This window comes from Streptomyces sp. NPDC048185 (assembly GCF_043202495.1).
In the GTDB taxonomy this organism is placed as follows: domain Bacteria; phylum Actinomycetota; class Actinomycetes; order Streptomycetales; family Streptomycetaceae; genus Streptomyces.
Genome location: NZ_JBIDAN010000006.1, coordinates 399,023 through 424,292 on the forward strand (window position 1 = coordinate 399,023; position 25,270 = coordinate 424,292).

The 25,270-nt window shown below is 71.8% G+C and carries 21 protein-coding genes and 1 riboswitch; of the genes, 18 read left to right on the forward strand and 3 right to left on the reverse strand.

The genetic code is table 11. The features are described 5' to 3' along the window. Nucleotides 1–189 precede the first annotated feature (189 nt). Entirely contained in the window at nt 190–3,720 is a 3,531-nt protein-coding gene (mfd, locus tag ACGF3H_RS20500; protein WP_362497874.1) for a transcription-repair coupling factor, read from the forward strand. 103 nt (nt 3,721–3,823) lie between these two features. Here the strand turns inward: mfd and ACGF3H_RS20505 are convergent, their stop codons facing one another. Beyond that, on the reverse strand, nt 3,824–4,024 hold the full coding sequence (locus tag ACGF3H_RS20505) for an antitoxin (protein WP_362497872.1): 201 nt from the start codon (nt 4,022–4,024) through the stop codon (nt 3,824–3,826). A 136-nt stretch (nt 4,025–4,160) separates the two neighbouring features. On the opposite strand from ACGF3H_RS20505, the gene ACGF3H_RS20510 reads away from it, so the two are divergent. Further along, a complete protein-coding gene (locus ACGF3H_RS20510; protein ID WP_362497869.1) occupies nt 4,161–4,931 on the forward strand; it encodes an HNH endonuclease family protein in 771 nt (256 codons plus the stop codon). 15 nt (nt 4,932–4,946) lie between these two features. Here ACGF3H_RS20510 and ACGF3H_RS20515 read toward each other — a convergent pair whose 3' ends face one another. Then, nucleotides 4,947–5,732, reverse strand: a complete 786-nt coding sequence (locus ACGF3H_RS20515; RefSeq protein WP_362497867.1) for a hypothetical protein — start codon at nt 5,730–5,732, stop codon at nt 4,947–4,949. 70 nt (nt 5,733–5,802) lie between these two features. Continuing rightward, nucleotides 5,803–6,495 carry a hypothetical protein gene (locus tag ACGF3H_RS20520; RefSeq protein ID WP_362497864.1) on the reverse strand — a complete coding sequence of 231 codons (693 nt, stop codon included), beginning with the start codon at nt 6,493–6,495 and terminating at the stop codon, nt 5,803–5,805. A 189-nt stretch (nt 6,496–6,684) separates the two neighbouring features. Here ACGF3H_RS20520 and ACGF3H_RS20525 point away from each other — a divergent pair, with 189 nt between their 5' ends. The 16 genes from ACGF3H_RS20525 to ACGF3H_RS20600 all read left to right on the forward strand — a co-directional run bounded on the left by ACGF3H_RS20525 (nt 6,685) and on the right by ACGF3H_RS20600 (nt 25,201). After that, a complete protein-coding gene (locus ACGF3H_RS20525) occupies nt 6,685–8,718 on the forward strand; it encodes an N-6 DNA methylase (RefSeq protein WP_362497862.1) in 2,034 nt (677 codons plus the stop codon). A gap of 125 nt (nt 8,719–8,843) precedes the next feature. After that, nucleotides 8,844–9,512 carry a hypothetical protein gene (locus tag ACGF3H_RS20530; protein ID WP_362497859.1) on the forward strand — a complete coding sequence of 223 codons (669 nt, stop codon included), beginning with the start codon at nt 8,844–8,846 and terminating at the stop codon, nt 9,510–9,512. Nucleotides 9,513–9,550: 38 nt separating this feature from the next. Next, on the forward strand, nt 9,551–11,041 hold the full coding sequence (pkaE, locus tag ACGF3H_RS20535; protein WP_362497957.1) for a serine/threonine protein kinase PkaE: 1,491 nt from the start codon (nt 9,551–9,553) through the stop codon (nt 11,039–11,041). A 154-nt stretch (nt 11,042–11,195) separates the two neighbouring features. Beyond that, nucleotides 11,196–11,843, forward strand: a complete 648-nt coding sequence (locus tag ACGF3H_RS20540; RefSeq protein WP_362497856.1) for a SurA N-terminal domain-containing protein — start codon at nt 11,196–11,198, stop codon at nt 11,841–11,843. Nucleotides 11,844–11,914: 71 nt separating this feature from the next. Further along, nucleotides 11,915–12,901, forward strand: coding sequence for a nucleoside triphosphate pyrophosphohydrolase (locus ACGF3H_RS20545; protein WP_362497853.1), 987 nt, complete (start codon nt 11,915–11,917; stop codon nt 12,899–12,901). After that, complete coding sequence (locus ACGF3H_RS20550) at nt 12,898–14,205, forward strand: cytochrome P450 (protein ID WP_362497851.1); 1,308 nt, start codon at nt 12,898–12,900, stop codon at nt 14,203–14,205. The genes ACGF3H_RS20545 and ACGF3H_RS20550 overlap by 4 nt, the downstream gene beginning before the upstream one ends. 143 nt (nt 14,206–14,348) lie before the next feature. Continuing rightward, nucleotides 14,349–15,404 (forward strand): transglycosylase family protein, encoded by a 1,056-nt coding sequence (locus ACGF3H_RS20555; RefSeq protein WP_362497848.1) that lies wholly within the window; start codon nt 14,349–14,351, stop codon nt 15,402–15,404. A 177-nt stretch (nt 15,405–15,581) separates the two neighbouring features. Continuing rightward, nucleotides 15,582–15,747: riboswitch (cyclic di-AMP (ydaO/yuaA leader) on the forward strand. Between the two features lie 3 nt (nt 15,748–15,750). Then, nucleotides 15,751–16,482 carry a transglycosylase family protein gene (locus ACGF3H_RS20560; RefSeq protein WP_362497846.1) on the forward strand — a complete coding sequence of 244 codons (732 nt, stop codon included), beginning with the start codon at nt 15,751–15,753 and terminating at the stop codon, nt 16,480–16,482. Nucleotides 16,483–16,760: 278 nt separating this feature from the next. Further along, nucleotides 16,761–18,041 carry a phosphopyruvate hydratase gene (gene eno, locus ACGF3H_RS20565; RefSeq protein ID WP_225637847.1) on the forward strand — a complete coding sequence of 427 codons (1,281 nt, stop codon included), beginning with the start codon at nt 16,761–16,763 and terminating at the stop codon, nt 18,039–18,041. A gap of 91 nt (nt 18,042–18,132) precedes the next feature. Then, entirely contained in the window at nt 18,133–18,615 is a 483-nt protein-coding gene (locus tag ACGF3H_RS20570) for a septum formation initiator family protein (RefSeq protein ID WP_362497842.1), read from the forward strand. A gap of 29 nt (nt 18,616–18,644) precedes the next feature. After that, on the forward strand, nt 18,645–19,184 hold the full coding sequence (locus ACGF3H_RS20575) for a DUF501 domain-containing protein (protein ID WP_362497840.1): 540 nt from the start codon (nt 18,645–18,647) through the stop codon (nt 19,182–19,184). Continuing rightward, entirely contained in the window at nt 19,181–20,122 is a 942-nt protein-coding gene (locus ACGF3H_RS20580; RefSeq protein WP_362497838.1) for a Ppx/GppA phosphatase family protein, read from the forward strand. Before ACGF3H_RS20575 ends, ACGF3H_RS20580 begins: the two co-directional genes overlap by 4 nt. Nucleotides 20,123–20,540: 418 nt before the next feature. After that, nucleotides 20,541–21,944 (forward strand): NAD(P)/FAD-dependent oxidoreductase, encoded by a 1,404-nt coding sequence (locus ACGF3H_RS20585; protein WP_362497835.1) that lies wholly within the window; start codon nt 20,541–20,543, stop codon nt 21,942–21,944. 473 nt (nt 21,945–22,417) lie between these two features. Then, the gene (locus tag ACGF3H_RS20590) at nt 22,418–23,032 is read left to right on the forward strand and encodes a hypothetical protein (RefSeq protein ID WP_362497833.1); all 615 of its coding nucleotides are present in this window, start codon (nt 22,418–22,420) and stop codon (nt 23,030–23,032) included. Continuing rightward, a complete protein-coding gene (locus ACGF3H_RS20595) occupies nt 23,029–23,715 on the forward strand; it encodes a hypothetical protein (protein ID WP_362497830.1) in 687 nt (228 codons plus the stop codon). Before ACGF3H_RS20590 ends, ACGF3H_RS20595 begins: the two co-directional genes overlap by 4 nt. A 169-nt stretch (nt 23,716–23,884) precedes the next feature. Further along, on the forward strand, nt 23,885–25,201 hold the full coding sequence (locus ACGF3H_RS20600) for a class I SAM-dependent methyltransferase (RefSeq protein WP_362497827.1): 1,317 nt from the start codon (nt 23,885–23,887) through the stop codon (nt 25,199–25,201). Nucleotides 25,202–25,270: the final 69 nt, after the last annotated feature.

A 25,270-nucleotide genomic window follows, 5' to 3' on the forward strand; every position in this document is an offset into this window, starting at 1 on the left:
AGCGGCGTGGGGCAGCCGGTACACCGCCTGGCCGAAGGCGTGGCGAGCCACGACGGGAGCCCTCGGCGGCGCGGCACCGGGCGACGTCCAGTCGTACCCTGGACACCCCCGGCCTTCGCACCGCCGGGTTACTCGTGTTGACAACCCGGACGCCCAGGACCACACCCCCAGGACGGAAGCGCCTCCTCAATGAGCCTGCACGGTCTGCTCGACGCCGTCGTCAAGGACGCCGCCCTCGCGGAAGCGATCACCGCCGCCGCCGACGGCAACCGCATGCACGTCGACCTGGTCGGCCCCCCCGCCGCCCGCCCCTTCTCGGTCGCCGCGCTGGCCCGCGAGACGAACCGCCCCGTCCTCGCGGTGACGGCGACGGGACGCGAGGCGGAGGACCTGGCCGCGGCCCTGCGCTCGCTGCTGCCGCCCGAGGGCGTCGTCGAGTACCCGTCCTGGGAGACCCTGCCGCACGAGCGGCTCAGCCCGCGCAGCGACACCGTCGGCCGCCGCCTGGCCGTCCTGCGGCGCCTGACCCACCCCCGCCCCGACGACCCGGAGACCGGCCCGGTCTCCGTCGTCGTCGCGCCCGTGCGCTCCGTGCTCCAGCCCCAGGTCAAAGGCCTGGGCGACCTGGAACCGGTCTCCCTGCGGACCGGGCAGAACGCCGACCTGAACGAGATCGTCGAGGGCCTCGCAGCCGCCGCGTACCAGCGTGTGGAGCTCGTGGAGAAGCGCGGCGAGTTCGCCGTGCGCGGCGGCATCCTGGACGTGTTCCCGCCCACCGAGGAACACCCGCTCCGCGTCGAGTTCTGGGGCGACGACGTCGAGGAGATCCGCTACTTCAAGGTCGCCGACCAGCGCTCCCTGGAGGTCGCCGAGCACGGACTGTGGGCCCCGCCCTGCCGCGAGCTGCTGCTGACGCCCGAGGTCCGCGAGCGGGCCGCCGCCCTCGCCGAGGAGCACCCCGAGCTCGGCGAGCTGCTCGGCAAGATCGCCGAGGGCATCGCCGTGGAGGGCATGGAGTCCCTGGCGCCCGTCCTCGTGGACGACATGGAGCTGCTGCTCGACGTCCTGCCCAAGGGCGCCATGGCGATCGTCTGCGACCCCGAGCGGGTCCGGACCCGGGCCGCCGACCTGGTGGCGACGAGCCAGGAGTTCCTCCAGGCGTCCTGGGCCGCCACCGCGGGCGGTGGCGAGGCGCCGATCGACGTCGACGCGGCCTCCCTGTGGTCCATCGCGGACGTCCGGGACCGGGCCCGCGAGCTGGACATGATGTGGTGGTCGGTGTCGCCGTTCGCCGCCGACGAAGAGCTCGACTCGGACACCCTCAAGCTCGGCATGCACGCCCCCGAGACCTACCGCGGCGACACCGCGAGGGCCCTGGCCGACACCAAGGGCTGGCTGTCCGACGGCTGGCGCGCGGTCTACCTCACCGAGGGCCACGGTCCGGCGGCCCGCACCGTCGAGGTGCTGGGCGGCGAGGGCATCGCCGCCCGCCTCGACAACGACCTGGGCGAGCTGTCCCCGTCCGTCGTGCACGTCTCCTGCGGTTCGATCGACCACGGCTTCGTCGACCCGGCGCTGAAGCTCGCCGTGCTCACCGAGACCGACCTGACCGGCCAGAAGGCCGCCGGCCGCGAGGGCGCCCGGATGCCCGCCAGGCGCCGCAAGACCATCGACCCGCTCACCCTGGAGTCGGGCGACTACATCGTCCACGAGCAGCACGGCGTGGGCCGCTACATCGAGATGGTCCAGCGCACCGTGCAGGGCGCCACCCGCGAGTACCTGGTCGTGGAGTACGCCCCCGCCAAGCGCGGCCAGCCCGGTGACCGGCTGTACATCCCGACGGACCAGCTGGAGCAGATCACCAAGTACGTCGGCGGCGAGGCCCCCACCCTGCACCGCCTCGGCGGCGCCGACTGGACCAAGACCAAGGCCCGCGCCAAGAAGGCCGTCAAGGAGATCGCCGCCGACCTGATCAAGCTCTACAGCGCCCGGATGGCGGCGCCGGGCCACGCGTTCGGCGCGGACACCCCCTGGCAGCGCGAGCTGGAGGACGCCTTCCCGTACGCGGAGACGCCCGACCAGCTCACGACCATCGCCGAGGTCAAGGAGGACATGGAGAAGACGGTCCCCATGGACCGCCTGATCTGCGGCGACGTCGGTTACGGCAAGACGGAGATCGCGGTCCGCGCCGCCTTCAAGGCCGTCCAGGACGGCAAGCAGGTCGCCGTCCTCGTGCCCACGACCCTGCTGGTGCAGCAGCACTTCGGGACGTTCAGCGAGCGGTACGCCCAGTTCCCGGTGAGCGTGAAGGCGCTGTCCCGTTTCCAGACCGACACCGAGTCCAAGGCCACCCTGGAGGGCCTGCGCGAGGGCTCCGTGGACATCGTCATCGGCACCCACCGCCTGTTCTCCTCCGAGACGAAGTTCAAGGACCTCGGTCTGGTCATCGTCGACGAGGAGCAGCGCTTCGGCGTCGAGCACAAGGAGCAGCTGAAGAAGCTCCGCGCCAACGTCGACGTGCTCACCATGTCCGCCACCCCTATCCCGCGCACCCTGGAGATGGCGGTCACCGGCATCCGCGAGATGTCCACGATCACCACCCCGCCCGAGGAGCGCCACCCGGTCCTGACCTTCGTCGGCCCCTACGAGCACAAGCAGATCGGCGCCGCGATCCGCCGCGAGCTGCTGCGCGAGGGCCAGGTCTTCTACATCCACAACCGCGTCGAGTCCATCGACCGCGCGGCGGCCAAGCTCCGCGAGATCGTGCCCGAGGCGCGGATCGCCACCGCCCACGGCCAGATGTCGGAGCAGGCCCTGGAGCAGGTCGTCGTCGACTTCTGGGAGAAGAAGTTCGACGTGCTGGTCTCCACGACCATCGTCGAGTCCGGCATCGACATCTCCAACGCCAACACCCTCATCGTCGAGCGCGGCGACAATTTCGGCCTCAGCCAGCTCCACCAGCTGCGCGGCCGCGTCGGCCGTGGCCGCGAGCGCGGCTACGCCTACTTCCTCTACCCGCCGGAGAAGCCGCTGACCGAGACCGCGCACGAGCGGCTCGCCACCATCGCCCAGCACACCGAGATGGGCGCGGGCATGTACGTGGCGATGAAGGACTTGGAGATCCGCGGCGCCGGCAACCTGCTCGGCGGCGAGCAGTCCGGCCACATCGCGGGCGTCGGCTTCGACCTGTACGTACGGATGGTCGGGGAGGCCGTCGCCGACTACCGGGCCTCCCTGGAGGGCGGCGTCGAGGAGGAGCCGCCGCTCGAGGTCAAGATCGAGCTGCCCGTCGACGCGCACGTCCCGCACGACTACGCCCCCGGCGAGCGGCTGCGGCTCCAGGCGTACCGGTCCATCGCCTCCGCGAACAGCGAGGAGGACGTCAAGGCCGTGCGGGAGGAACTCGTCGACCGCTACGGCAAGTTGCCGGAACCGGTGGAGAACCTGCTGCTGGTCGCCGGGCTGCGGATGCTGGCGCGGGCGTGCGGGGTCGGCGAGATCGTGCTCCAGGGCAACAACATCCGCTTCGCTCCGGTGGAGTTGCGCGAGTCCCAGGAGCTGCGCCTCAAGCGCCTGTACCCGGGCACGGTCATCAAGGCGACCGCCCACCAGGTGCTGGTGCCGCGCCCGAAGACCGCGAAGGTGGGCGGCAAGCCGCTCCTCGGGCGGGAACTGCTCGCGTGGGTGGGCGAGTTCCTGACCTCGATCCTGGGCTCGTAGTCCCTCGATCCCGGGCTCGTGGCCGCGGGGGAGGGAGAAGCCGTCCACGGGAGCGATCCCGTGGACGGCTTCGATGTGTGCTGTGTGATGTGAGGGAGCGCGCCTACGGCCGCTCCGGCCGGTCACCGCCCCGCTCGCGCCCGAAGCCCATCTGGTCCTCGGCCCGCTGCTGCGCGGCGTCGACCTGCTTCTCGTACTTGCCGCCGGTCCGCTCGTTTACCTTGCGTTCGGCGGCGTCGGACATCTTCCGGGAGCGGTCCTTGTCCTTTCCGGCCATGCTCTTCATCTTGTCGAGGAAGCCCATGCAGCGCTCCTTCCGAGACGTGACTCACCTCCGACCGTACGCCAGATATGTCCCTTGCGCCTACTAAGGCCCCCTATGGTCTGGACCTCTCTCTCGCTACGGTGGTGGCGGCGAAACAGCAAGGGGAGGGGCGCGCATGAGGCGGCGCAGCAGGATCCGTACCGCAGGGGCCGCGGGCGCGGTGCTCACCCTGGCCCTGGTGGCCGGGTGCGAGGGCCTGGACAGTGAGGGGGCCTCGCCGTCGGCCGGCGGTGCCGAGGCCCCGGCGGCGGGACAGGCCGTCAGCCCGCTGCGCAACCCGGACGGGACCGAGCCCGGCCTCGGCCCGGTCTCCGCCGACTCCGACCGCGCCGAGGCCCGCAGGCTCATCGAGAGCCTGAAGACCAAGGGGCGCGGCCCGAAGACGGGTTACGACCGGGACGAGTTCGGCTACGCCTGGATGGACACCGCGGACGGTGTGCCGCTGGCGAGGAACGGCTGTGACACCCGCAACGACCTGCTGCGACGCGATGGTCAGGAGGTGCGCTTCCGGTCCGGTTCGAACTGCGTGGTCATCGCGATGACGCTGCACGACCCGTACACCGGCACGACGATCGAGTGGCGCAAGCAGAAGGCGAGCGAGGTCCAGATCGACCACGTCGTGCCGCTGTCGTACAGCTGGCAGCTGGGTTCCTCGCGGTGGCCGGAGAGCAAGCGCCGGCAGCTCGCGAACGACCCGCTCAACCTGATCCCGGTCGAGGGCCGGGCCAACTCGGCCAAGAGCGACTCCGGGCCCGCCACCTGGCTGCCCCCGAGCAAGGGCATCCGGTGCGCGTACGCCGTCCGTTTCGCCCAGGTCGCCGTCAAGTACGAACTCGCGGTGACCGCGCCGGACCGGCAGGCCATGCTGCGGCAGTGCGGCGGCTGAGCGCGCCGCGCGGCCTCAGCCGCCCAGCGCGTCCAGGTCCAGGACCTGACCGGCGGGCGCCTTCGCGGCCACCGGCTCGTCGTACGCGCTGAAGGTCATCGTGCCGGGGTCCTCCTCGGACGCGCTGTCGAAGCGCAGCAGGTACGGCTTGCCCTCGGTGGCGACGTACAGCGTGTTGCGGTCCGCGCCGTCCTTCTCGGTGAGGACGAGCGCGGGCGTGCCGCCGACGGTGGCGGACTTGCCGCGCGTCACGTCCTGCCCGGCGCCCTCCATCTCGCCGAGCATCGTGTCCAGGTCGCAGAAGCCCGCCAGGTCCTTGGCGTCCTGGCCGGTGGCGGCCATCTTGGTCCACTTGCCGGCCAGCATCGCCACGGCCGCGTCGGTGTCGGCCGCCGGCTCGCCCTCGCTCTGCGCGCGCAGGAACTTCTCGTCGTACTTCATGTAGAGCGTGCTGCCGGTCTTGATCAGCTGGGCCTCGCCCTGGCCGTCCAGGCTCATGGTGCCGGCGCACTCGCCCTGCCGGTCCATGGCCAGGTCGATGCTGATGGTGCCGCCGCTCTCGTCGTCGGGGACGTCGCCGGTCATGCGCAGCGAGCGTGCCCCGGTGGTGGCCTCGACGGCCCGGTCGGCGATCTGCGCCCCGGTCAGTCCGGCGAACGGGTCCGCGGGTGCGGACGCCTTCGGCGCGGACGCGGACGCGGAGCTGCCCGACCCGCCACCGTCCTGACCGGACTGGCAGCCGGCGAGGGCGGCGGTGGTGGTTGCCGCGAGGCAGAGGGCGACGAGAGTGGTGCGCCGCATGAGGGCTCCTTGGTGGTGCTGGGGGTGTATCGGGGGTTTCGAGGGGGCCGAGGCGTGTGGTGGTGGCGGGTCAGCCGGTCTTCTGCCAGTCCGAGCAGCCGACCGTCTTGAAGTAGGCGTCCGAGGCGCTGATGCGCACGACCGCCGTACCGGACACGTTGTTGTTCGCGATGATCGACTCGAGCGAGTGGTCCGCGTCCTTGGTGCGCTCCCAGTAGCACATGTCGTCGGTGTTGCCCGTGGACTTGTAGGTGCCGGGGGCGATGTCGGTGCCGACCGCGAACATGCCGCCGTCCCCGGACATCTTCGAGGCGGGGGTGCCCTTGGCCTTCGGGTCGACGGCCTCCCAGTCGCCGCAGCCGTTCGACTTGAAGAACTTGTCGGTGGCCTTGACGGTGACGTAACTGGTACCGGTCACATTGTCGTTGGCCAGCAGCGAGTCGAGCTCGCCCGAGGCGTCCTTGGCGCGTTCCCAGTAGCACATGCCGTCCGTGTTGCCGGTGGTGCGATAGGTGCCGGGCTTGACGTCCGAGCCGACCTCGAAGTCGCCGTCCCCCTCGAAGGCGACCTTCTTCTCCGCCTTCGCCGTGTCCGCGCTGCCGGCCGAACCCGTGTCCTTCTGTCCGCCGGACTGCTGCCCCGCGGACGCCGAAGAGCTCTTTCCGTCGGAGCCGCCGTCGTCGCCGCCGGAGTTCGCCGAGATGGCTCCGATGACGACGATCCCCACGACGGCGCCCAGCGCGACCTTGCCCTTCATGCCCATGGCTGTGTCCCCTCCCGTGCGGCGACCGCCTCTGGTCGGCGGCCGCTCGTTGGCGGGGTCAATAAGACCAGAACCTGTGAATCGAGTCAACCAAGTTCACACGGCCCATCCGGTACACAGCCGTGAATGCCTCCATCCACGCCGCCTCGGTATGCTCGTCGCCACACAGGGACGAGGGGAGCAGCGCGGGTGCAGGACAACGCGACTGAAGTGACCGCCGCCGGGATCGCGCGGCTCGCCGGTGTCGGCCGTGCGGCCGTCAGCAACTGGCGCCGCCGGCACGCCGACTTCCCCAAGCCCGTCGGCGGCACCGAGACCAGCCCCTCCTTCGCCCTCGCCGAGATCGAGGAGTGGCTGCGCAGCCAGGGCAAACTCGCCGAGGTCCCCCTGCGTGAACGCGTCTGGCAGCAGCTCGTCGGCCACCCCGAGGGACCGGTCACGGCCCTCACCCACGCCGGCTGCGTCCTCCTGCTCATCCACGACCGCCCCACCGACTGGCTGGACATGAGCGCCGGCTCCGACGAGCGCCTCGCCGCCCTGCTGCCCGCCGCGCTCGACCAGGTGCTCGCCCCCCGCTTCGGCACCGCCCGCGACCGCACCGTCGCCACCCCGATCAGCCCCCGGCTGCTGCCCTCCGTGCCGCTCCTGCGCGGCGCCGCCGAACTCGCCGCGGCCCAGGGCGCCCGGCAGACGTACGAGTTCCTGCTCGGCCGGCACCTCGACGCCAACCCGCGCCAGTACACCCTCACCCCGCACCAGCTCGCCGAGCTGATGGCCGAACTCGCCGGTCCGGCCCGGACGGTGCTCGACCCGGCCTGCGGCACCGGCACCCTGCTCCGCGCCGTCGGCGCCCGCCCCGGACAGGAGCAGTACGGCCAGGACAGCGCCCCCGAACTGGCCGCGCTCACCGGACTGCGGCTCGCCCTGAGCACGAAGGCGGCCGTGCGCATCGCCGCCGGCGACACCCTGCGCGCCGACGCCTTCCCCGAACTGCGCGCCGACGCCGTCCTGTGCCACCCGCCGTTCAACGAACGCAACTGGGGACACGACGAACTCGCCTACGACACCCGCTGGGAGTACGGCTTCCCGGCCCGCACCGAGTCCGAGCTGGCCTGGGTGCAGCACGCCCTGGCCCGCCTGACGGACGGCGGCACGGCCGTCCTCCTCATGCCGCCCGCCGCCGCCTCCCGCCGCTCCGGCCGCCGCATCCGCGCCGACCTGCTGCGCCGGGGCGCGCTGCGGGCCGTCGTCGCCCTGCCGGCCGGCGCCGCACCCCCGTACAACCTCCCGCTCCACCTGTGGGTACTGCGCCGCCCCGAGAAGACCCCCGCGCAGCCGGAGCTGCTGCTCGCCGACACAGGGCAGTTCGCCGGCGAGGGACGCGGCGGGCCGGACTGGCGGGCCGTGCGGGAGGCCGTGCTCGACGCGTGGCGGGACTTCGACCGCTCCGGGCACCTCGACGAGCGCCCGGGCCTGGCCCGCTCCCTGCCCGTCATCGAACTCCTCGACGACGACGTCGACCTGGCACCGGCCCGCCACCTGCCGCCGCCCACGGCCACCGACGGCGCCGAACAGCTCACGGACGTACGCGAACGCCTCGGCGAGACCCTCCGCCTGGCCGCCGACCTCACCCCGCCGCCCGCCGGCACGGCACCGGCCGCGCCCCGCTGGCCCCTCACCACCGTCGGCGAACTCGCCCGCGGCGGCGCCCTGAAGATGCGCACCGGCACCAACGGCGGCCACGCGCGCGTGCCCGTCCTCACCGACCTCGACGTCCTCGCCGGCACCGCCCCCTCCGGCACCCTCCCCGAGAGCGACGAGGAAGCCGTGCTCACCGAGCCCGGCGACGTCGTCCTGCCCGTCCTCGGCGGCGACTCCGTCGCCCGCGTGATCGACGACGCCACCGCGGGTGCCGCCCTGGGACGCCACCTCGTCCTGCTGCGCCCCGACCCGGCCGCGCTGGACCCCTGGTTCCTCGCCGGGTTCCTGCGCGGCACCGCCAACAACCGCCAGGCCAGCAGCTACGCCTCCACCGCCACCCGCCTCGACGTGCGCCGCCTCCAGCTCCCGCGGCTCCCGCTCGACGCCCAGCGCCGCTACGGCGCCCGCTTCCGCGCCCTCGACGAGTTCGAGCGGGCGCTCAGGCACGCCGGCCGCCTCGGCGACCAGCTCGTACGCGGCATGTACGACGGCCTGACGGACGGCACGGTCGCCCCCGACTGACGTCCCGGGCACGGGAAGTGACCAGCACGACAACGGTTCGGTACAACCCTGGGCCGGTTGCCGGTGTCGGCCTATACGCTCGATGCCGACACCGTCGGTCCACGTCCCAGGTACCAGGAGCAGCCATGCATGGCCACGGCTACCAGCAGCCGGTGAAGCAGCCACCCCCGACGGGCTGGCTGGTCTTCCTGCGCGTGCTGTTCGTGGTCCTGTCCGTCCTCAGCATCGGCCTGCTGGCCTGGACGATGCTGCTGCGACTGGCGATCGTCACGCGCAAGGCGCTGGACTGGGGCCTGTTCGTGGCCGCGCTGGCCGCGGACGCGCTCGCCCTCGTCCTGGTCGGCACCGAGCCCGGCGAGGAGGTCCACACCGTGGGCGGCTGGACGGGCATGGCCCTGCTGTTCGGCACGCTCGTGGCCGCCATGGCGTACTACCTGGCGGCCGACGTCCGCCACTTCCACCAGCTCCGCTACGGGACGGGCTACGCCCCGCAGCCGGCCCCGGGATACGGCTATCCGCAGCCCCCGGCCACGCCGTACACCGGCACCACCGTCCCGCAGACGGCCCGTCAGCCGATCGTGCCCCGGCCGCACCACACCCCGCCCCCGATGCCGCCGGCACCGGCACCGACGCCGACACCCATACCGGCGCCCCCGGCCCAGACCCCCGCACCGGCCCCGCCGCCGCACACCCCCGCGCCCGCCCGCATCGACCAGGTCCGCGCCGAACTCGACGAGCTCAGCGACTACCTGCGCAGGCACGAAGGCAACGGCAACGGCGAGGGCGCGAGGTGAGCGTGGCGACAGGACGCGTCGTCGCCGGCCGCTACGAACTGTCCACGCTCATCGGACAGGGCGGCATGGGCCAGGTCTGGACGGCCTACGACCAGCGCCTCGACCGGCGCGTCGCGGTGAAGCTGCTGCGCCCCGACAAGGTCGCCGGCCAGGAGGCCGACGAGCTGCGCCGCCGCTTCGTGCGCGAATGCCGGGTGACCGCACAGGTCGACCACCCCGGCCTGGTCACCGTGCACGACGCGGGCAGCCAGGGCGAGGAACTCTTCCTCGTCATGCAGTACGTCGACGGCGCCGACCTCTCCGACCACCTCGCCGAGCACGACCCGTACCCCTGGCAGTGGGCCGTCGCGGTCGCCGCCCAGCTGTGCGCCGTCCTCAGCGCCGTGCACGCCGTGCCGATCGTCCACCGCGACCTCAAGCCGCGCAACGTGATGGTGAAGCAGGACGGCACCGTCACCGTCCTCGACCTCGGCGTCGCCTCCGTCATGGACGCCGACACCACCCGCCTCACCCACACCGGCACCCCCATAGGCTCACCCGCCTACATGGCCCCGGAGCAGGCGATGGGCGGCGCCGTCGGCCCCTACACCGACCTGTACGCCCTCGGCGTCCTCCTGCACGAACTGCTCAGCGGCGACGTCCCCTTCGCGGGGTCGACGGCCCTCGGCGTGCTCCACCGGCACCTGTACGAACCGCCGCTGCCCGTCCGCCGCCTCCGCCCCGAGGTCCCCGAAGCCCTCGAAGCCCTCGTCCTGCGCCTCCTCGCCAAGGACCCGCAGCACCGCCCCGCCTCCGCCCAGGAGGTCTACGAACACCTGGCCCTGCTGCTGCCCGCCCGCGGCATGCCCACCGGCGGCCCCCTCGACCCCACCCGCCCCTTCGTGCGCCCGCACGCCCCCTGGCCCGACCGCGCCCGGACCCCCGCACCCCAGCCCACCCCGGCACCTCCCGTCGCCGAAGCCGGGAAACCGGACGTCGCCCGCGCCGTCGACGACGTCAAACGCCTCCTCGGCGAGGGCCGCATCACCCAGGCCGTCGACATCCTCGGCGCGATCCTGCCCGCCGCCGCCGAGCAGCACGGCGAGCGCTCCCCGGTCGTCCGCACCCTGCGCAAGCAGTACGCCGCCACCCTCATGGACGACGGCCAGTACCGCCGCGCCCTGCCCGAGCTGCGCCGCCTGGCCGACGAGCGCGCCGCCGAGGCCGGCCAGGCCGACCCCCAGTCCCTGCGCCACCGCTACGACGCCGCCCAGTGCCTGGAACAACTGGGCGAACCGGCCGCCGCCCTCGCCGAGTACCGCGCCCTGCTGCCGTACTACGAGAACCAGTACGTCGCCGGCGACCCCGACCTCGCCCACGACGTCCGCCGCCGCATCGGCCACCTGCTCCTCGCCCTCGGCGACCGCGCCGCCGCCCACGAGACGCTGGCCCGGCTCCTGCACGACGTCGAGCGCCTCCACGGCCCCGGCCACCCCCTCGCGGCCGAGATCCGGCGCACCCTCGAGTGGCTCGGCCAGGTACGCGGCTAGTCGGCGGGCGCCCGGCACCTTCGGCGGCGGCGCGGCGGTGCCCGAAGTCCCCGTGAATCGTTGGTCGAATGGGTTGGCCAAAGCTGGGCCACTGCCTACCATCGATCATCGCAAGACTTTGTGCACCGTCGCACAATCTCCTCGGGAGGTTTCCTTGCACCGCCGCCGTCGCACCGCGCTCCTCCTCACCGCCGCGATCGCCGCCGCGGCACCCCTGCTCACCGCCTGCGGGAACGACGCGCATCCCGGCGCGGCCGCCGTCGTCGGCGACCAGCGGATCACCGTCGCCCAGCTGGAGAACCGGGTCGACGAGGTACGCGACGCGCAGCGGGCCGCCGTCCCGGACGACACCCAGTACCAGCAGGTCGTCGCCCGCACCGGCACCCTCACCCGCGACACCCTGCACGGCATGGTCCTCGACCGGGTCCTGCACCGCGCCGCCCAGGACGCGGGCGTGACCGTCAGCCGCAAGGAGGTCCAGCAGATGCGCACGGGCCTGGAGCAGCAGGCCGGCGGCGCCAAGCAGCTGGAGACCGTCTGGCTCCAGCAGTACGGCGTCGCCCCCGAGCGCCTCGACGAGAACCTCGTCGTCCAGCTCGAGGCCCAGAAGCTCGCCGAGCACCTCGGCACCGACACCAGCCGCCCCGAGTTCTGGCAGGCCCTGTCCAAGGCGTCCCAGCAGCTCGACGTCGACCTCAACCCGCGCTACGGCACCTGGGACGTCCAGAAGAGCAGCCGCGTCGACGCGAAGACGCCGTGGGTCCGCGAAGTGACGGCGGCCGGGGCCCAGCAGACGGCGTGACCGCGCCCCCGGGGGGGCCGCCCCCGGGGACGACCCGCGGGCCGGCCCGTACCGTGCGTTACGTTCGGAACGTGAACGAAACCACCGCCGACCCCGCACCCGGCACCACCCCCGGACCGGGCCGCATCGTCCTGCTCACCACCAGCCACCGCGTCGCCCCCGGCCTGCTGTCCTGGCCCGCCTGGCAGGCACTGCGCACCGCCGACCGCGTGCTGTGCGCCGACGCCGCGCACCCGCAGCTGCCGTACCTGCGCGAGGCGGGCATACGGGTCGACGAGGCGTCCCCGGCCGCCGAGGAACTGGTCGCCGCCTGCGCCGGGGGCCGCACGGTGGTCGTCGTCGCCACCGGCGAGGGCGAGCCGGCCCTCACCGACGGTCTGGCCCGCCTCGCCGGCTCCGGCCGCGTCTCCATGCCCGAGCTGGAGCTGCTTCCCGCCTCCTACGACCTCCCGGGCGCCCGGCTCCTCGACCTCGTGCAGGTCATGGACCGCATCCGCGTGGAATGCCCCTGGTCGTCCCTGCGGACCCACGAGGGCCTGGCCAAGTACGCCATCGAGGAGGCCTACGAACTCGTCGAGGCCATCGAGGACGGCGACCGCGACGAACTGCGCGAGGAACTGGGCGACGTCCTCCTCCAGGTCGTCTTCCACGCCCGCATCGCCGAGGAGGACACCGGCGCGCCGTTCTCGATCGACGACGTCGCCGCCGGCATCGTCACCAAGCTCGTCCACCGCCACCCGCACGTCTTCGGCGACGAGACGGCGACCACGCCGGAAGAGGTCAGGGAGCACTGGCTGCGCACCAAGGCGGTGGAGAAGCAGCGCACCTCGGTCACCGAGGGCGTCCCCCTCGGCCAGCCGGGCCTGGCCCTCGCCGCCAAACTGGCCTCCCGGGTCCGCACGGCGGGCCTGGAGGTGCCGCTCCCCACGGGCGAGGGCATCGGCTACGACCTCCTCGCCCTGGCGGCCCGCGCCGAGTCCGAGGGCACGGACCCGGAGGCGGCCCTGAGAGCGGCGGCGCGCGCGTACCGGGACGCGATCAGGGAGGTCGAGGGGTGACCGGCCGGCCCGTCCCCGACGGCCCGGCTCCCGAGCTGTTCACCTGGGAGTTCGCGAGCGATCCCTACCCCGCCTACGCCTGGCTGCGCGAGCACGCCCCCGTGCACCGCACGACGCTGCCCAGCGGCGTGGAGGCGTGGCTGGTCACCCGGTACGCCGACGCCCGGCAGGCCCTCGCCGACCAGCGGCTGTCCAAGAACCCGGCGCACCACGACGAGCCCGCGCACGCGAAGGGCAAGACCGGCATCCCGGGTGAGCGCAAGGCCGAGCTGATGACCCATCTGCTCAACATCGACCCGCCGGACCACACCAGGCTGCGCCGGCTGGTGAGCAAGGCGTTCACACCGCGGCGCGTCGCCGAGTTCGCGCCACGGGTGCAGGAGCTCGCCGACGACCTGATCGACCGGTTCGCCGCCGCCGGCTCGGCCGACCTCATCCACGAGTTCGCCTTCCCCCTGCCCATCTACGCCATCTGCGACCTGCTCGGCGTCCCCCGCGAGGACCAGGACGACTTCCGGGACTGGGCGGGCATGATGATCCGTCACGGGGGCGGTCCCCGCGGCGGCGTCGCACGGTCGGTGAAGAAGATGCGGGGCTACCTCGCCGACCTCATCCACCGCAAGCGCGCCGCGCTGCCGGCCGAGCCCGGCCCAGGCGAGGACCTCATCTCCGCTCTCATCCGCGCCTCCGACCACGGCGAGCACCTCACCGAGAACGAGGCCGCGGCGATGGCGTTCATCCTTTTGTTCGCGGGCTTCGAGACCACGGTCAATCTCGTCGGCAACGGCCTGTACGCCCTGCTCACCCACCCCGGGCAGCGGGCCCGTCTGCAGGCGTCCCTCGCCGCCGGGGAACGCGGCCTGCTGGAGACCGGGGTGGAGGAGCTCCTCCGCTACGACGGCCCCGTGGAGCTCGCCACCTGGCGCTTCGCCACCGAGGCGCTCACCGTCGGCGGGCAGGACATCGCCCCCGGAGATCCCGTCCTCGTCGTCCTGGCCGCCGCCGACCGGGACCCGGAGCGGTTCCCCGACCCCGACACCCTCGACCTCTCCCGCCGGGACAGCCAGCACCTCGGATACGGCCACGGCATCCACTACTGCCTCGGGGCCCCGCTCGCCCGGCTGGAGGGGCAGACCGCGCTCGCCACGCTCCTCACGCGGCTCCCGGACCTGGCCCTCGCCGCGGATCCGGCCGAGCTGCGCTGGCGCGGCGGTCTCATCATGCGGGGGCTGCGCACGCTTCCGGTGTCCTTCACACCGGTCCCGTCGCCGCGCGAGAACGATCCGTCACCCACGCAAAGGTGACACGCGCTCACCTCTGTGATCTTCACGTGATCTGCGCGGCATGAACTTGTGACAAGCGATCATCTGCCTATACGTTCACGGATCAGCGTGGCGCCGAGCATCACTCGCCGCGCCGTCCCCGCTGTCTCGTGAAAGGTCGTCGCATGCTCTCCGGGAACGGTCGTCACCGTCGCCCCCGCCAGGCTCCCGCCCTGGTCGTCGCTGCCGGAGTCACCGGCTCCGCCATCGCGATCCCGCTCCTGGGGGCCACCGGCGCCCACGCGGCCGACGGAACGAACTGGGACCGGGTCGCCGAGTGCGAGACGGGCGGCGCCTGGAGCCAGAACAGCGGCAACGGGTACTACGGCGGCCTGCAGCTGTCCCAGGACATGTGGGAGCAGTACGGCGGTCTGAGCTATGCCTCGAGTGCCGACCAGGCGAGCCGCTCGCAGCAGATAGCCGTCGCCGAGAAGGTGCTCGCGGCCCAGGGCATCGCCGCCTGGCCGACCTGCGGCCTGCTCGCGGGGCTGGGCAACGACTCGGGAATCCTCGGCGGCGGCTCCGGCGGCTCGGGTGACGGGGCGTCGGCGGGGGAGGAGGGGGCGGATGCACCGGGTACGTCCGAGTCATCCGGTCTGACCGGTTCCACCGAGTCCGCCCCTGAATCGTCCTCTTCGGCGACCCCTTCTCCGTCCCCGTCGCGGCACCAGTCCCCGTCGCCCTCCGCCCCGGCCACGACTGATGCCGCGTCGGGCGCCGGGGACGAAACGACCAAGTCCGACACGTCCACCCCGTCCGGCACCCCGGCCGGCGGTGACGCGCAGGCGTCCGGCAGCGCGGGCGCCACCGCGTCGGACGGTGACGAGTCCGGCAAGTCGGGGCAGAGCGACGCCGCTTCGGGGCTCACCGGCACCGAAGAGCCCGCGACCGGCCGGCACCGCGGCGGGAGCGCGGAGGAGGGCGCCGTGGACGGCCGTACGGCGGACTCGTCGGGGCGGCACGCCTCGCGCGACGAGGAGGGCGGTCGCGGTCTCACGGACGGCTCGTACACCGTGCGTTCGGGCGACAGCCTGTGGGGCATCGCCGACTCCCTTGACCTCACCGGCGGGTGGCACGCCCTCTATGCCGACAACAAGGACGTCGTCGGCGCCGACCCGGACCACATCCTGCCCGGTCAGACGCTCACAGTCGGGGGCGAACCGGTGCAGAACCAGGGGTAGTTCGCGTCACGATTAGAGATCGTATGTCCGTTTTGGATCACGTGAGAGATAGGTCTCAGAAGCCGTGATCGTCTTTGAAAAACCGCGGAGCGCGTGCTTACGGTCATGACCGCTCGCCACCGCGGGCCCCGGCCGCCGCAACGCCGAATCCTGCCAGTGGCGGTACGGGAACAGTCGTCGCGTCAAGCGCCGCAGGCAGGAGCGGGGGACCCAAGGTAAGTGCCGCAACGGGCAGCGATCCGGAGCGGCTAGGGGTGGAGCCGAGTCCCGCAAGGGACCCGGCCGGGCAACTCAACCGGCCCGAACCCGACAGCTCACCTCGCAGGCGTCGGTGAGGGGATCAACCATGCTGTTTTCCGACAAGGGCAAGCACCGTCGTCCGTCCAAGGCCACCCGTGTCATCGCCGTCGCCGGCGTCACCGGTGCCGCCGTCGCCGCCCCGCTGATGGCGGCCGGCAACGCCTCCGCCGCCACCGCGTCCGAGTGGGACACCGTCGCCCAGTGCGAGTCCGGCGGCAACTGGTCCATCAACACCGGCAACGGCTACTACGGCGGTCTGCAGTTCTCGGCCTCCACCTGGGCCGCCTACGGCGGTACGCAGTACGCCTCGACCGCCGACCAGGCGAGCAAGACGCAGCAGATCGCGGTCGCCGAGAAGGTGCTCGCCAGCCAGGGCAAGGGCGCCTGGCCGGTCTGCGGCACCGGCCTGTCGGGCGCCGCGTACTCCGGCGGCTCCGGCGAGAGCCAGGACAGCGGCTCCTCGCAGTCCTCCGGCTCGCAGAGCCAGAGCAGCGGTTCCACGGCCGAGCGCTCCACCGAGCAGAAGGCCTCCCGCTCCTCCGAGCGTCCGGCCGCCAAGGCCGAGACCAAGGCCGAGAAGAAGACCGTCACCACCCCGACCGGCAAGAAGGTCGAGAAGGGTGACGGCGAGTACAAGGTCGTCAAGGGCGACACGCTCAGCTCGATCGCCGCGGAGCACCACGTCAAGGGCGGCTGGGCGAAGCTGTTCAAGCTGAACGACGACATCGTCGACGAGGCCGACCTGATCTACCCGGGCCAGCAGCTGCACCTCAAGTAAGCGGCGGCCCGCCCTGCTCCCGCCCCGGTGCGTGTTCCCCCGTACGCACCGGGGCGGGTTTTTCACGTCCGGGTCACGTCCCGGCGGCCGGGGGAGCCTCCCCGATTTCCGTGAACGGTCTTTGTTCCGTTCGGAAACAATTTACTCTCGGTTCTGTCCACCGGGTGGGCGACCGGCTGGCCGATCGCCCGGAGCCGGTTAGGCTCGTCCCGCAGAACCGCTGCGGTCCTCGCGGACCCGCGTCACACCGAAGCGTCACATTGAAGAAGGAGATGCTCGTGCCGTCCATCGACGTCGTCGTAGCCCGGGAAATCCTGGACTCCCGAGGCAACCCCACGGTCGAGGTCGAGGTCGGCCTCGACGACGGCAGCACGGGGCGTGCCGCCGTTCCGTCCGGCGCCTCCACCGGTGCCTTCGAGGCCATCGAGCTCCGTGACGGCGACCCCAACCGCTACCAGGGCAAGGGTGTCGAGAAGGCCGTTCTGGCCGTCATCGAGCAGATCGGCCCGGAGCTCGTCGGCTACGACGCCACCGAGCAGCGCCTGATCGACCAGGCCATGTTCGACCTGGACGCCACCGACAACAAGGGCTCGCTGGGCGCCAACGCCATCCTCGGCGTCTCCCTCGCCGTCGCCCACGCCGCCTCCGAGGCCAGCGACCTGCCGCTGTTCCGCTACCTGGGCGGTCCGAACGCGCACCTGCTGCCGGTGCCGATGATGAACATCCTGAACGGCGGCTCGCACGCCGACTCCAACGTGGACATCCAGGAGTTCATGATCGCCCCGATCGGCGCGGAGTCCTTCTCCGAGGCGCTGCGCTGGGGCACCGAGGTCTACCACACCCTCAAGAAGGTGCTGAAGGGCAAGGGCCTGGCCACCGGCCTCGGCGACGAGGGCGGCTTCGCCCCGAACCTCGGCTCCAACCGCGAGGCCCTCGACCTCATCCTCGAGGCCATCAAGGAGGCCGGCTACACCCCGGGCGAGCAGATCGCGCTCGCCCTGGACGTCGCCGCGTCCGAGTTCTACAAGGACGGCTCCTACACCTTCGAGGGCAAGGAGCGCTCGGCCGCCGAGATGACCGAGTACTACGCCGAGCTGGTCGAGGCGTACCCGCTGGTCTCCATCGAGGACCCGCTGTTCGAGGACGACTGGGAGGGCTGGAAGACCATCACCGACAAGCTCGGTGACAAGGTCCAGCTCGTCGGCGACGACCTGTTCGTCACCAACCCGGAGCGCCTGGCCCGCGGCATCGAGGACGGCGCCGCCAACGCCCTGCTGGTCAAGGTCAACCAGATCGGTTCGCTGACCGAGACCCTGGACGCCGTGGAGCTGGCCCAGCGCAACGGCTTCAAGTGCATGATGTCCCACCGCTCCGGCGAGACCGAGGACGTCACCATCGCCGACCTCGCCGTCGCCACCAACTGCGGCCAGATCAAGACCGGCGCCCCGGCCCGCTCCGAGCGCGTCGCCAAGTACAACCAGCTGCTGCGCATCGAGGAGATCCTCGACGACGCCGCGGTGTACGCCGGCCGCAGCGCGTTCCCGCGCTTCAAGGGCTGACACAAGTAAAGAAGCGTCGTACGTACGTCCCCGTACCCGGTCCCGTACCGTGTGCGGGGACGTACGCGCGTGCACGGGAGGCGGAGACCAGATGGCCGTGAAGGACCGGGACCGTTTCTCCACCGCGACCAGAATCCGGATCATCGGGGAACAGACCGCGGCCCGGGTCTACCGCTCGCAGACCAAGCGCCAGGCCCGCCGCTCCCGGCTGACCGGCCGGGCGGCGCTGCTCGCGATGGTGCTGTGCTCGCTCGTCGTGGCGCTCGCCTACCCGATACGGCAGTACGTCGCCCAGCGCGCGGAGATCGCCGACCTGCGCGAGGAGCAGGCGCGGACCCGGCAGCGGGTGGAGGACCTGCGCGACCTCAAGGCACGCTGGCAGGACGACGCGTACGCCGAGCAGCAGATTCGCCTGCGGCTGCACTACGTGATGCCGGGGGAGACGGGCTTCGTCGTCGTCGACCCGCACGCGGCGGCGCAGTCGCGCACCGACGTCGGGGCGGCCGGCCGTCCCTGGTACCGGAACGTGTGGGACGGGGTCGACAAGGCCGACGCCGCCGCCCACCGGCAGTGACTCAACAGGAAGACCAGCAGAAGACAGTCATGCAGACTCCCCCGCCGACCACCCCGCGCACCGAACCGACCGACGCGGACGTGGCGGCCTTCAAGCAGCAGCTCGGACGCCCTCCGCGCGGCCTGCGCGCCATCGCGCACCGCTGCCCCTGCGGGCAGCCGGACGTCGTGGAGACGGCGCCGCGGCTGCCCGACGGCACGCCGTTCCCCACGCTGTACTACCTGACGTGCCCGAAGGCGGCCTCCGCGATCGGCACGCTGGAGGCGAACGGCGTGATGAAGGAGATGACCGAGCGGCTGGCCGCCGATCCGGAGCTGGCCGCCGCCTACCGGGCCGCGCACGAGGACTACGTCCGGCGGCGCGACGAGATCGAGGAGCTCACCGGCTTCCCGAGCGCGGGCGGCATGCCCGACCGGGTGAAGTGCCTGCACGTGCTGGTCGCCCACTCGCTGGCGGCCGGTCCCGGCGTCAACCCGCTGGGCGACGAGGCGATCGCGATGCTGCCGGAGTGGTGGCGCAAGGGGCCGTGCGTGACGGTCTCCGAGACGTGCGGGGAGGAGGGCCGGTGACCCGGGTCGCCGCCATCGACTGCGGTACGAACTCCATCCGGCTGCTGGTGGCCGACGCGGACCCGGCGACGGGCGAGCTGACCGACCTGGACCGGCGCATGACCATCGTGCGGCTCGGGCAGGGCGTCGACCGCACGGGGCGGCTGGCGCCCGAGGCGCTGGAGCGCACGTTCGCCGCCTGCCGCGAGTACGCCGGGATCATCAAGAGGCACGGTGCCGAGCGGCTGCGCTTCGTGGCGACGTCCGCCTCCCGGGACGCGGAGAACCGGGACGAGTTCGTGCGGGGGGTGCTGGACATCCTCGGCGTGGAGCCGGAGGTCATCTCCGGTGACCAGGAGGCCGAGTTCTCCTTCACCGGCGCGACGAAGGAGCTGACCGGCCGCGCGGACCTCGACAAGCCCTTCCTGGTCGTGGACATCGGCGGCGGCTCGACCGAGTTCGTCGTCGGCGACGACCACGTGCGGGCCGCCCGCTCCGTGGACGTCGGGTGCGTCCGGATGACGGAGCGGCACCTGGTCCGCGACGGCGCGGTGACCGACCCCCCGTCCGAGGAGCAGATCGCGGCCGTACGGGGCGACGTGGAGGCGGCGCTGGACCTCGCCGAGCGGTCCGTGCCGCTGCGCGAGGCGCGCACGCTGGTCGGTCTGGCGGGGTCCGTCACGACCGTGTCGGCGATCGCGCAGGAGCTGCCGGAGTACGACTCGGCCGCCATCCACCACTCCCGTATCTCCCGCGACCGGGTCCGTGAGATCACGGAGTGGCTGCTGCGCTCCACCCACGCCGAACGCGCCGCGGTGCCCTCGATGCATCCGGGCCGGGTGGACGTGATCGCGGCCGGGGCGCTGGTGCTCCTGTCGATCATGGAGCGGACGGGTGCGGAGGAGGTCGTCGTGAGCGAGCACGACATCCTCGACGGCATCGCGTGGTCGGTGGCGTAGGGGTCCGCGGTGGCTCTCTGAGCAGGCCGGACAACGTTTGAGCACGGTCGGGGGCCCCGCGAGGGCCCCCGACGACACTCCGTCGGGAAAACTTCGTGAAGTTCTTCACAAGGAATTCGGTCCCGGCGGACGGTCGAGGGCCGTCGGTTGACCCTTTTGGGGGTTCAACTGCCCTTTGAACGTGTTCAGGACGGTGCTGCGGAGGGGTCCCGGAGAGGGGCCGAGGGGGCCCGGTCCACCGCCCTCGACCGCACGGATCGGCAGCTCACGCGGCATTGACAACGGGATCCCCTACACGCTGGTTCCCCTCCCCGCCATGATCTCCGTCACGTGGGCGGCGGATGGTAGCACAGTGCCCCCTGGAGCTTGTGAAGGGGCGCACGAACCACCCCCCTCGGACGGGTGGATACTCGATGCCATGAGCACCACGGAGCGTCCCAGGATCCTCGTAGTAGGCGGTGGGTACGTAGGCCTGTACGCAGCTCGACGCATCCAGAAGAAGATGCGTTACGGCGAGGCGACCGTCACCGTCGTCGACCCGCGGTCGTACATGACCTACCAGCCCTTCCTCCCCGAAGCCGCCGCCGGCAACATCTCCCCGCGGCACGTCGTCGTCCCCCTCAGGCGCGTGCTTCCGAAGGCGGAGGTCCTCACCGGCCGGGTCACCACCATCGACCAGGACCGCAAGGTCGCCACGATCGCCCCGCTGGTCGGCGAGGCGTACGAGCTGCCCTTCGACTACCTGGTCATCGCCATGGGCGCGGTCTCCCGCACCTTCCCGATCCCCGGCCTCGCCGAGCAGGGCATCGGCATGAAGGGCATCGAGGAGTCCATCGGCCTGCGCAACCACGTCCTGGAGCAGCTGGACAAGGCCGACTCCACCACCGACGAGGAGATCCGCCGCAAGGCGCTCACCTTCGTCTTCGTCGGCGGCGGCTTCGCCGGTGCGGAGACCATCGGTGAGGTCGAGGACATGGCCCGCGACGCGGCCAAGTACTACAAGAACGTGTCCCGCGAGGACATGCGCTTCATCCTCGTGGACGCCGCGGACAAGATCCTTCCCGAGGTCGGCCCGAAGCTGGGCGCCTACGGCAAGGAGCACCTGGAGAGCCGCGGTGTGGAGATCTACCTCTCCACCTCGATGGACTCCTGCGTCGACGGCCACGTGGTGCTGAAGAACGGCCTCGAGGTCGACTCCAACACCATCGTCTGGACGGCCGGCGTCAAGCCGAACCCGGCCCTGTCCCGCTTCGGCCTGCCGCTGGGCCCCCGCGGCCACGTCGACTGCCAGCCGACCCTCCAGGTCACCGGCACCGACTACATCTGGGCCGCGGGCGACAACGCCCAGGTCCCGGACCTCGTCGGCCGCAAGGCGGGCAACGAGAACGCCTGGTGCCCGCCGAACGCCCAGCACGCGCTGCGCCAGGCCAAGGTCCTCGGCGACAACGTGGTGTCCGGCATGCGGGGCTTCCCGCAGAAGGACTACAGCCACGCCAACAAGGGCGCGGTGGCGGGCCTCGGCCTGCACAAGGGCGTCGCGATGATCGTCATGGGCAAGATGAAGATCAAGCTCAAGGGACGTCTCGCCTGGTACATGCACCGCGGATACCACGGTCTCGCGATGCCGACCTGGAACCGCAAGATCCGTGTCCTCGCGGACTGGACGCTCGGCATGTTCCTCAAGCGTGAGGTCGTCTCCCTCGGCGCGATCGAGACCCCGCGCGAGGAGTTCTACGAGGCCGCCAAGCCGGCCCCGGCCGCGCCGCCGAAGGCCGACAAGAGCGAGAAGCCGGCGGAGAAGACCGAGGCCAAGGCCTCCTGACGCCCGGTCACCCGTCACCGTAGTACCGGCAACTCCCCGAAGGGGCCACCCGCCATCCGTGGTGCGGGCGGCCCCTTCGGCGCGTCCGCCCCCCGCCAGTCGCCACGCGGACGGCCATCGGGGGCCTGACTCGTTCTGTTCCACCAGCAACCCCCGTCACCGCTCCCGTTGGTACGTTGCCCGCCACGTACGACGAAGGGGGCGCGGGGCAGTGGCGTGGGACGAGTGGGAGGCGCTGAAGGCCGACGCGGCCGTACAGCGGGACACGGGCATGCGGCTCAACCAGCTCGCGGCAGCGGGCGGCGGTGGCGGGCAGGACCTGGTGGTCTACCAGGACGACCTCGGAGCGGTCGGCCACGATGCCCACATCCTCTTCGACGGCCTCAGCGAGACGGCGGACATCGCCGGCGCGGGTGCCGACAAGGCGGGCGCCGGTTCCAGTGCGCAGGCCGCCTCCGCCCTGGCCTCCCACGATGCTGGTCGCAGGCGACGAGGACGGGTACAGGACGCTGACCGCTGCTCAGCAGTTGTACATGGCCAGTGGCCTCGCCGCTGCCGAGGGGAACCCGGACATCGGGACGTCGTTCGCCGAGAACGCGGCCAAGGTGCACGGGATCCTCGACGAGTCGCGGTCGCACGGCATCCGTGAGGAGTTCAAGGACGCGGAGGACGCGAAGAACCTGCAGCAGGAGAAGAACGGCGAGTGGCGGAAGTCGCTCATGGGCGGAGGCGTCGCCATCGGCGCGGCGGTCGGAGCTGCGGTGTTGGTCGGACCGGCGGCCGGCATCGTCGTGTCCACGGCCGTTCCGCTGGTCCTGGAATCCGGTGGTTCGGCTGCAAGTACCGCCTATGGCAACCACACGCTGCAGTACCTGCAGGACAACGAGTACAAGAACGATCCGGAGGCGCTCCTGGCGGTTCAGGACGTGGAGAAGATCGGTGAGCGGGCGGTCACCCAACCTGTCCTGCAGTATGCGCAGAACACCGGGATGAGCACATCAGAGGCGGACGACGTCGTGCGGGAGATCGAGCAGAGCTACTACACCGGCAAGGCTGCCATCTCGAACAACGAGAAGGTGTCCTCGTGACCGGGCTGTCGGGGGGCGGCCGTCGCGGTCTCGGCCGGGCCGCCGGGAGGGGCTTTCGGTGGCCGTTCTGGTGCGCGGTGAGTGCAGTACTGGCGCTGATGTCCGGGTGCTCGGACGACCCCTCTCTGCGCGAGAGATTTCCGACCCAGTGGAAGACCTGTGACGAGTTGTTCGGCGCGGAGAGGATGGGCGACGTCCGCGAGATGGTCGGGAGCGACGACCTCACGTTCACCAATCAGGCGCTTTCCGTCAGTGACGTGACGAAGGGTCTGCAGCGTGAGGCGCTCGAGCCCTACGACCGCGCCAGAGGGTTCGACGAGTACGACGTCTGCGGACTCCGGGGCAGTCGCCCCTTTTCCTCCTACGTGTACTGGTCGGCGGTCTCCCTGAGAGAGGTGTCCGTCCCAGCCGGGCGCTGGCGCGCGGCTGGCCCGGACGCCTATGTGGCCGATGGGACGTATGTGGGGCGAGACGTCGTTCTCGTCTTCCGGTGTGATGTCGCGGGCGCAAAGGGGAAGCAGGAGCAGGTGCTGCTGGAAACGCGCGTGGGAAAGGTGAGAGCGCCCAAGTTCACGCGCACCTTTCACGAGCGGCTGGTCGTCGAGCTGGCGCGGTCGGTGCGGGACGCGGTGGGGTGTGTGAACCGTCCGGACATTCCCGACAGTTTGATCTCCGGAACCTGAGGGTTTTCGGCGGGCTGGTCGTGGGGGCGATATGGGTCTCGCCGGCGAGAAGGTGGTGTGTACATCTTTTTTTGCCCAGTCATGACTCCGTGGCGGGACTGCGATGGCGCCGCCCAGGTGTTTACGTGGTGTCAGGACATTCCGGGATCGCTTGTCACGGAGGTACGCCATGGCTGATGCCGCGCTGCGGCTGCAGAACCTCTTCGAACAGTTGCTGGGGGCACCGCTTCCGGTGCGCGTTCGCGCCTGGGACGGTTCGCAGGCGGGGCCGCCGGGCGCACCGACGCTCGTCGTCCGGCACCGCAGGGCGCTGCGCCGGCTGCTGTTCAAGCCGGGCGAGCTGGGGCTGGCCCGGGCCTGGGTGGCCGGCGACCTCGACATCGAGGGGGACCTCTACACCGCCCTCGACCTGCTCGCCGGGCTCGTCTGGGAACGCGGCGAGGACGCCCGGGGGCTGGTCGAGGCCCTCCGCGACCCCGAGGTGCGGGCCGCCGTACGCGGGCTGGTGAAGCTCGCCGGTCCGCCGCTGCCGCCCGCGCCGCCGCGGGAGGAGATCCGCAGAGTCCGCGGCCACCTCCACACCAAGCGCAGCGACCGGCGGGCCATCAGCCACCACTACGACGTCGGCAACGACTTCTACGAGCTCGTCCTCGGCCCGTCCATGGTGTACTCCTGCGCCTACTGGTTCGCCCCCGAGGCCGAGGGCGGCACCCTGGAGGACGCCCAGCGCGACAAGCTCGAACTCGTCTGCGGCAAGCTCGGCCTGAAGGCAGGTCAGCGGCTCCTCGACGTCGGCTGCGGCTGGGGCTCGATGGCCATCCACGCGGCCCGTGAGCACGGCGTGAGCGTCGTCGGCGTCACGTTGTCGCAGGAGCAGGCCGCGTACGCGCGCAAGCGGGTCGCCGACGAGGGGCTCACCGACCGGGTGGAGATCCGCGTCCAGGACTACCGGGACGTCGCCGACGGGCCGTACGACGCCATCTCGTCGATCGGCATGGCCGAGCACGTCGGTGCCGAGCGGTACCTGGAGTACGCCGTCGACCTGTACCGGCTCCTCAAGCCCGGCGGGCGGCTGCTGAACCACCAGATCGCCCGCCGCCCCCAGCGCGACGAGTCCACCTACAACGTGGACGAGTTCATCGACGCCTACGTCTTCCCCGACGGCGAGCTGGCTCCCGTCGGCACCACCGTCACCCAGCTGGAACGTGCCGGGTTCGAGGTGCGCGACGTGGAGTCGATCCGCGAGCACTACGCGCTCACCCTGCGCCGCTGGGTCGCCAACCTGGAGTCCGAGTGGGAGGCGGCCACCCGGCTGGTCACCCCCGGCCGGGCCCGTGTCTGGCGGCTGTACATGGCCGCGTCCGCGCTCGCCTTCGAGCGCAACCGCATCGGCGTCAACCAGGTCCTCGCCGTCCGGACGCCGCACTCGGGTGCCTCCGGGATGCCGTTGCGGGCCCGCGTGTGGGGTGCGCCCGCCCGCGCCTGATCCGCACACGACGCGAAGGGCCGGGCCCCCGCTGCGGGGAGCCCGGCCCTCGGTGTGCCGCGGTGCGGT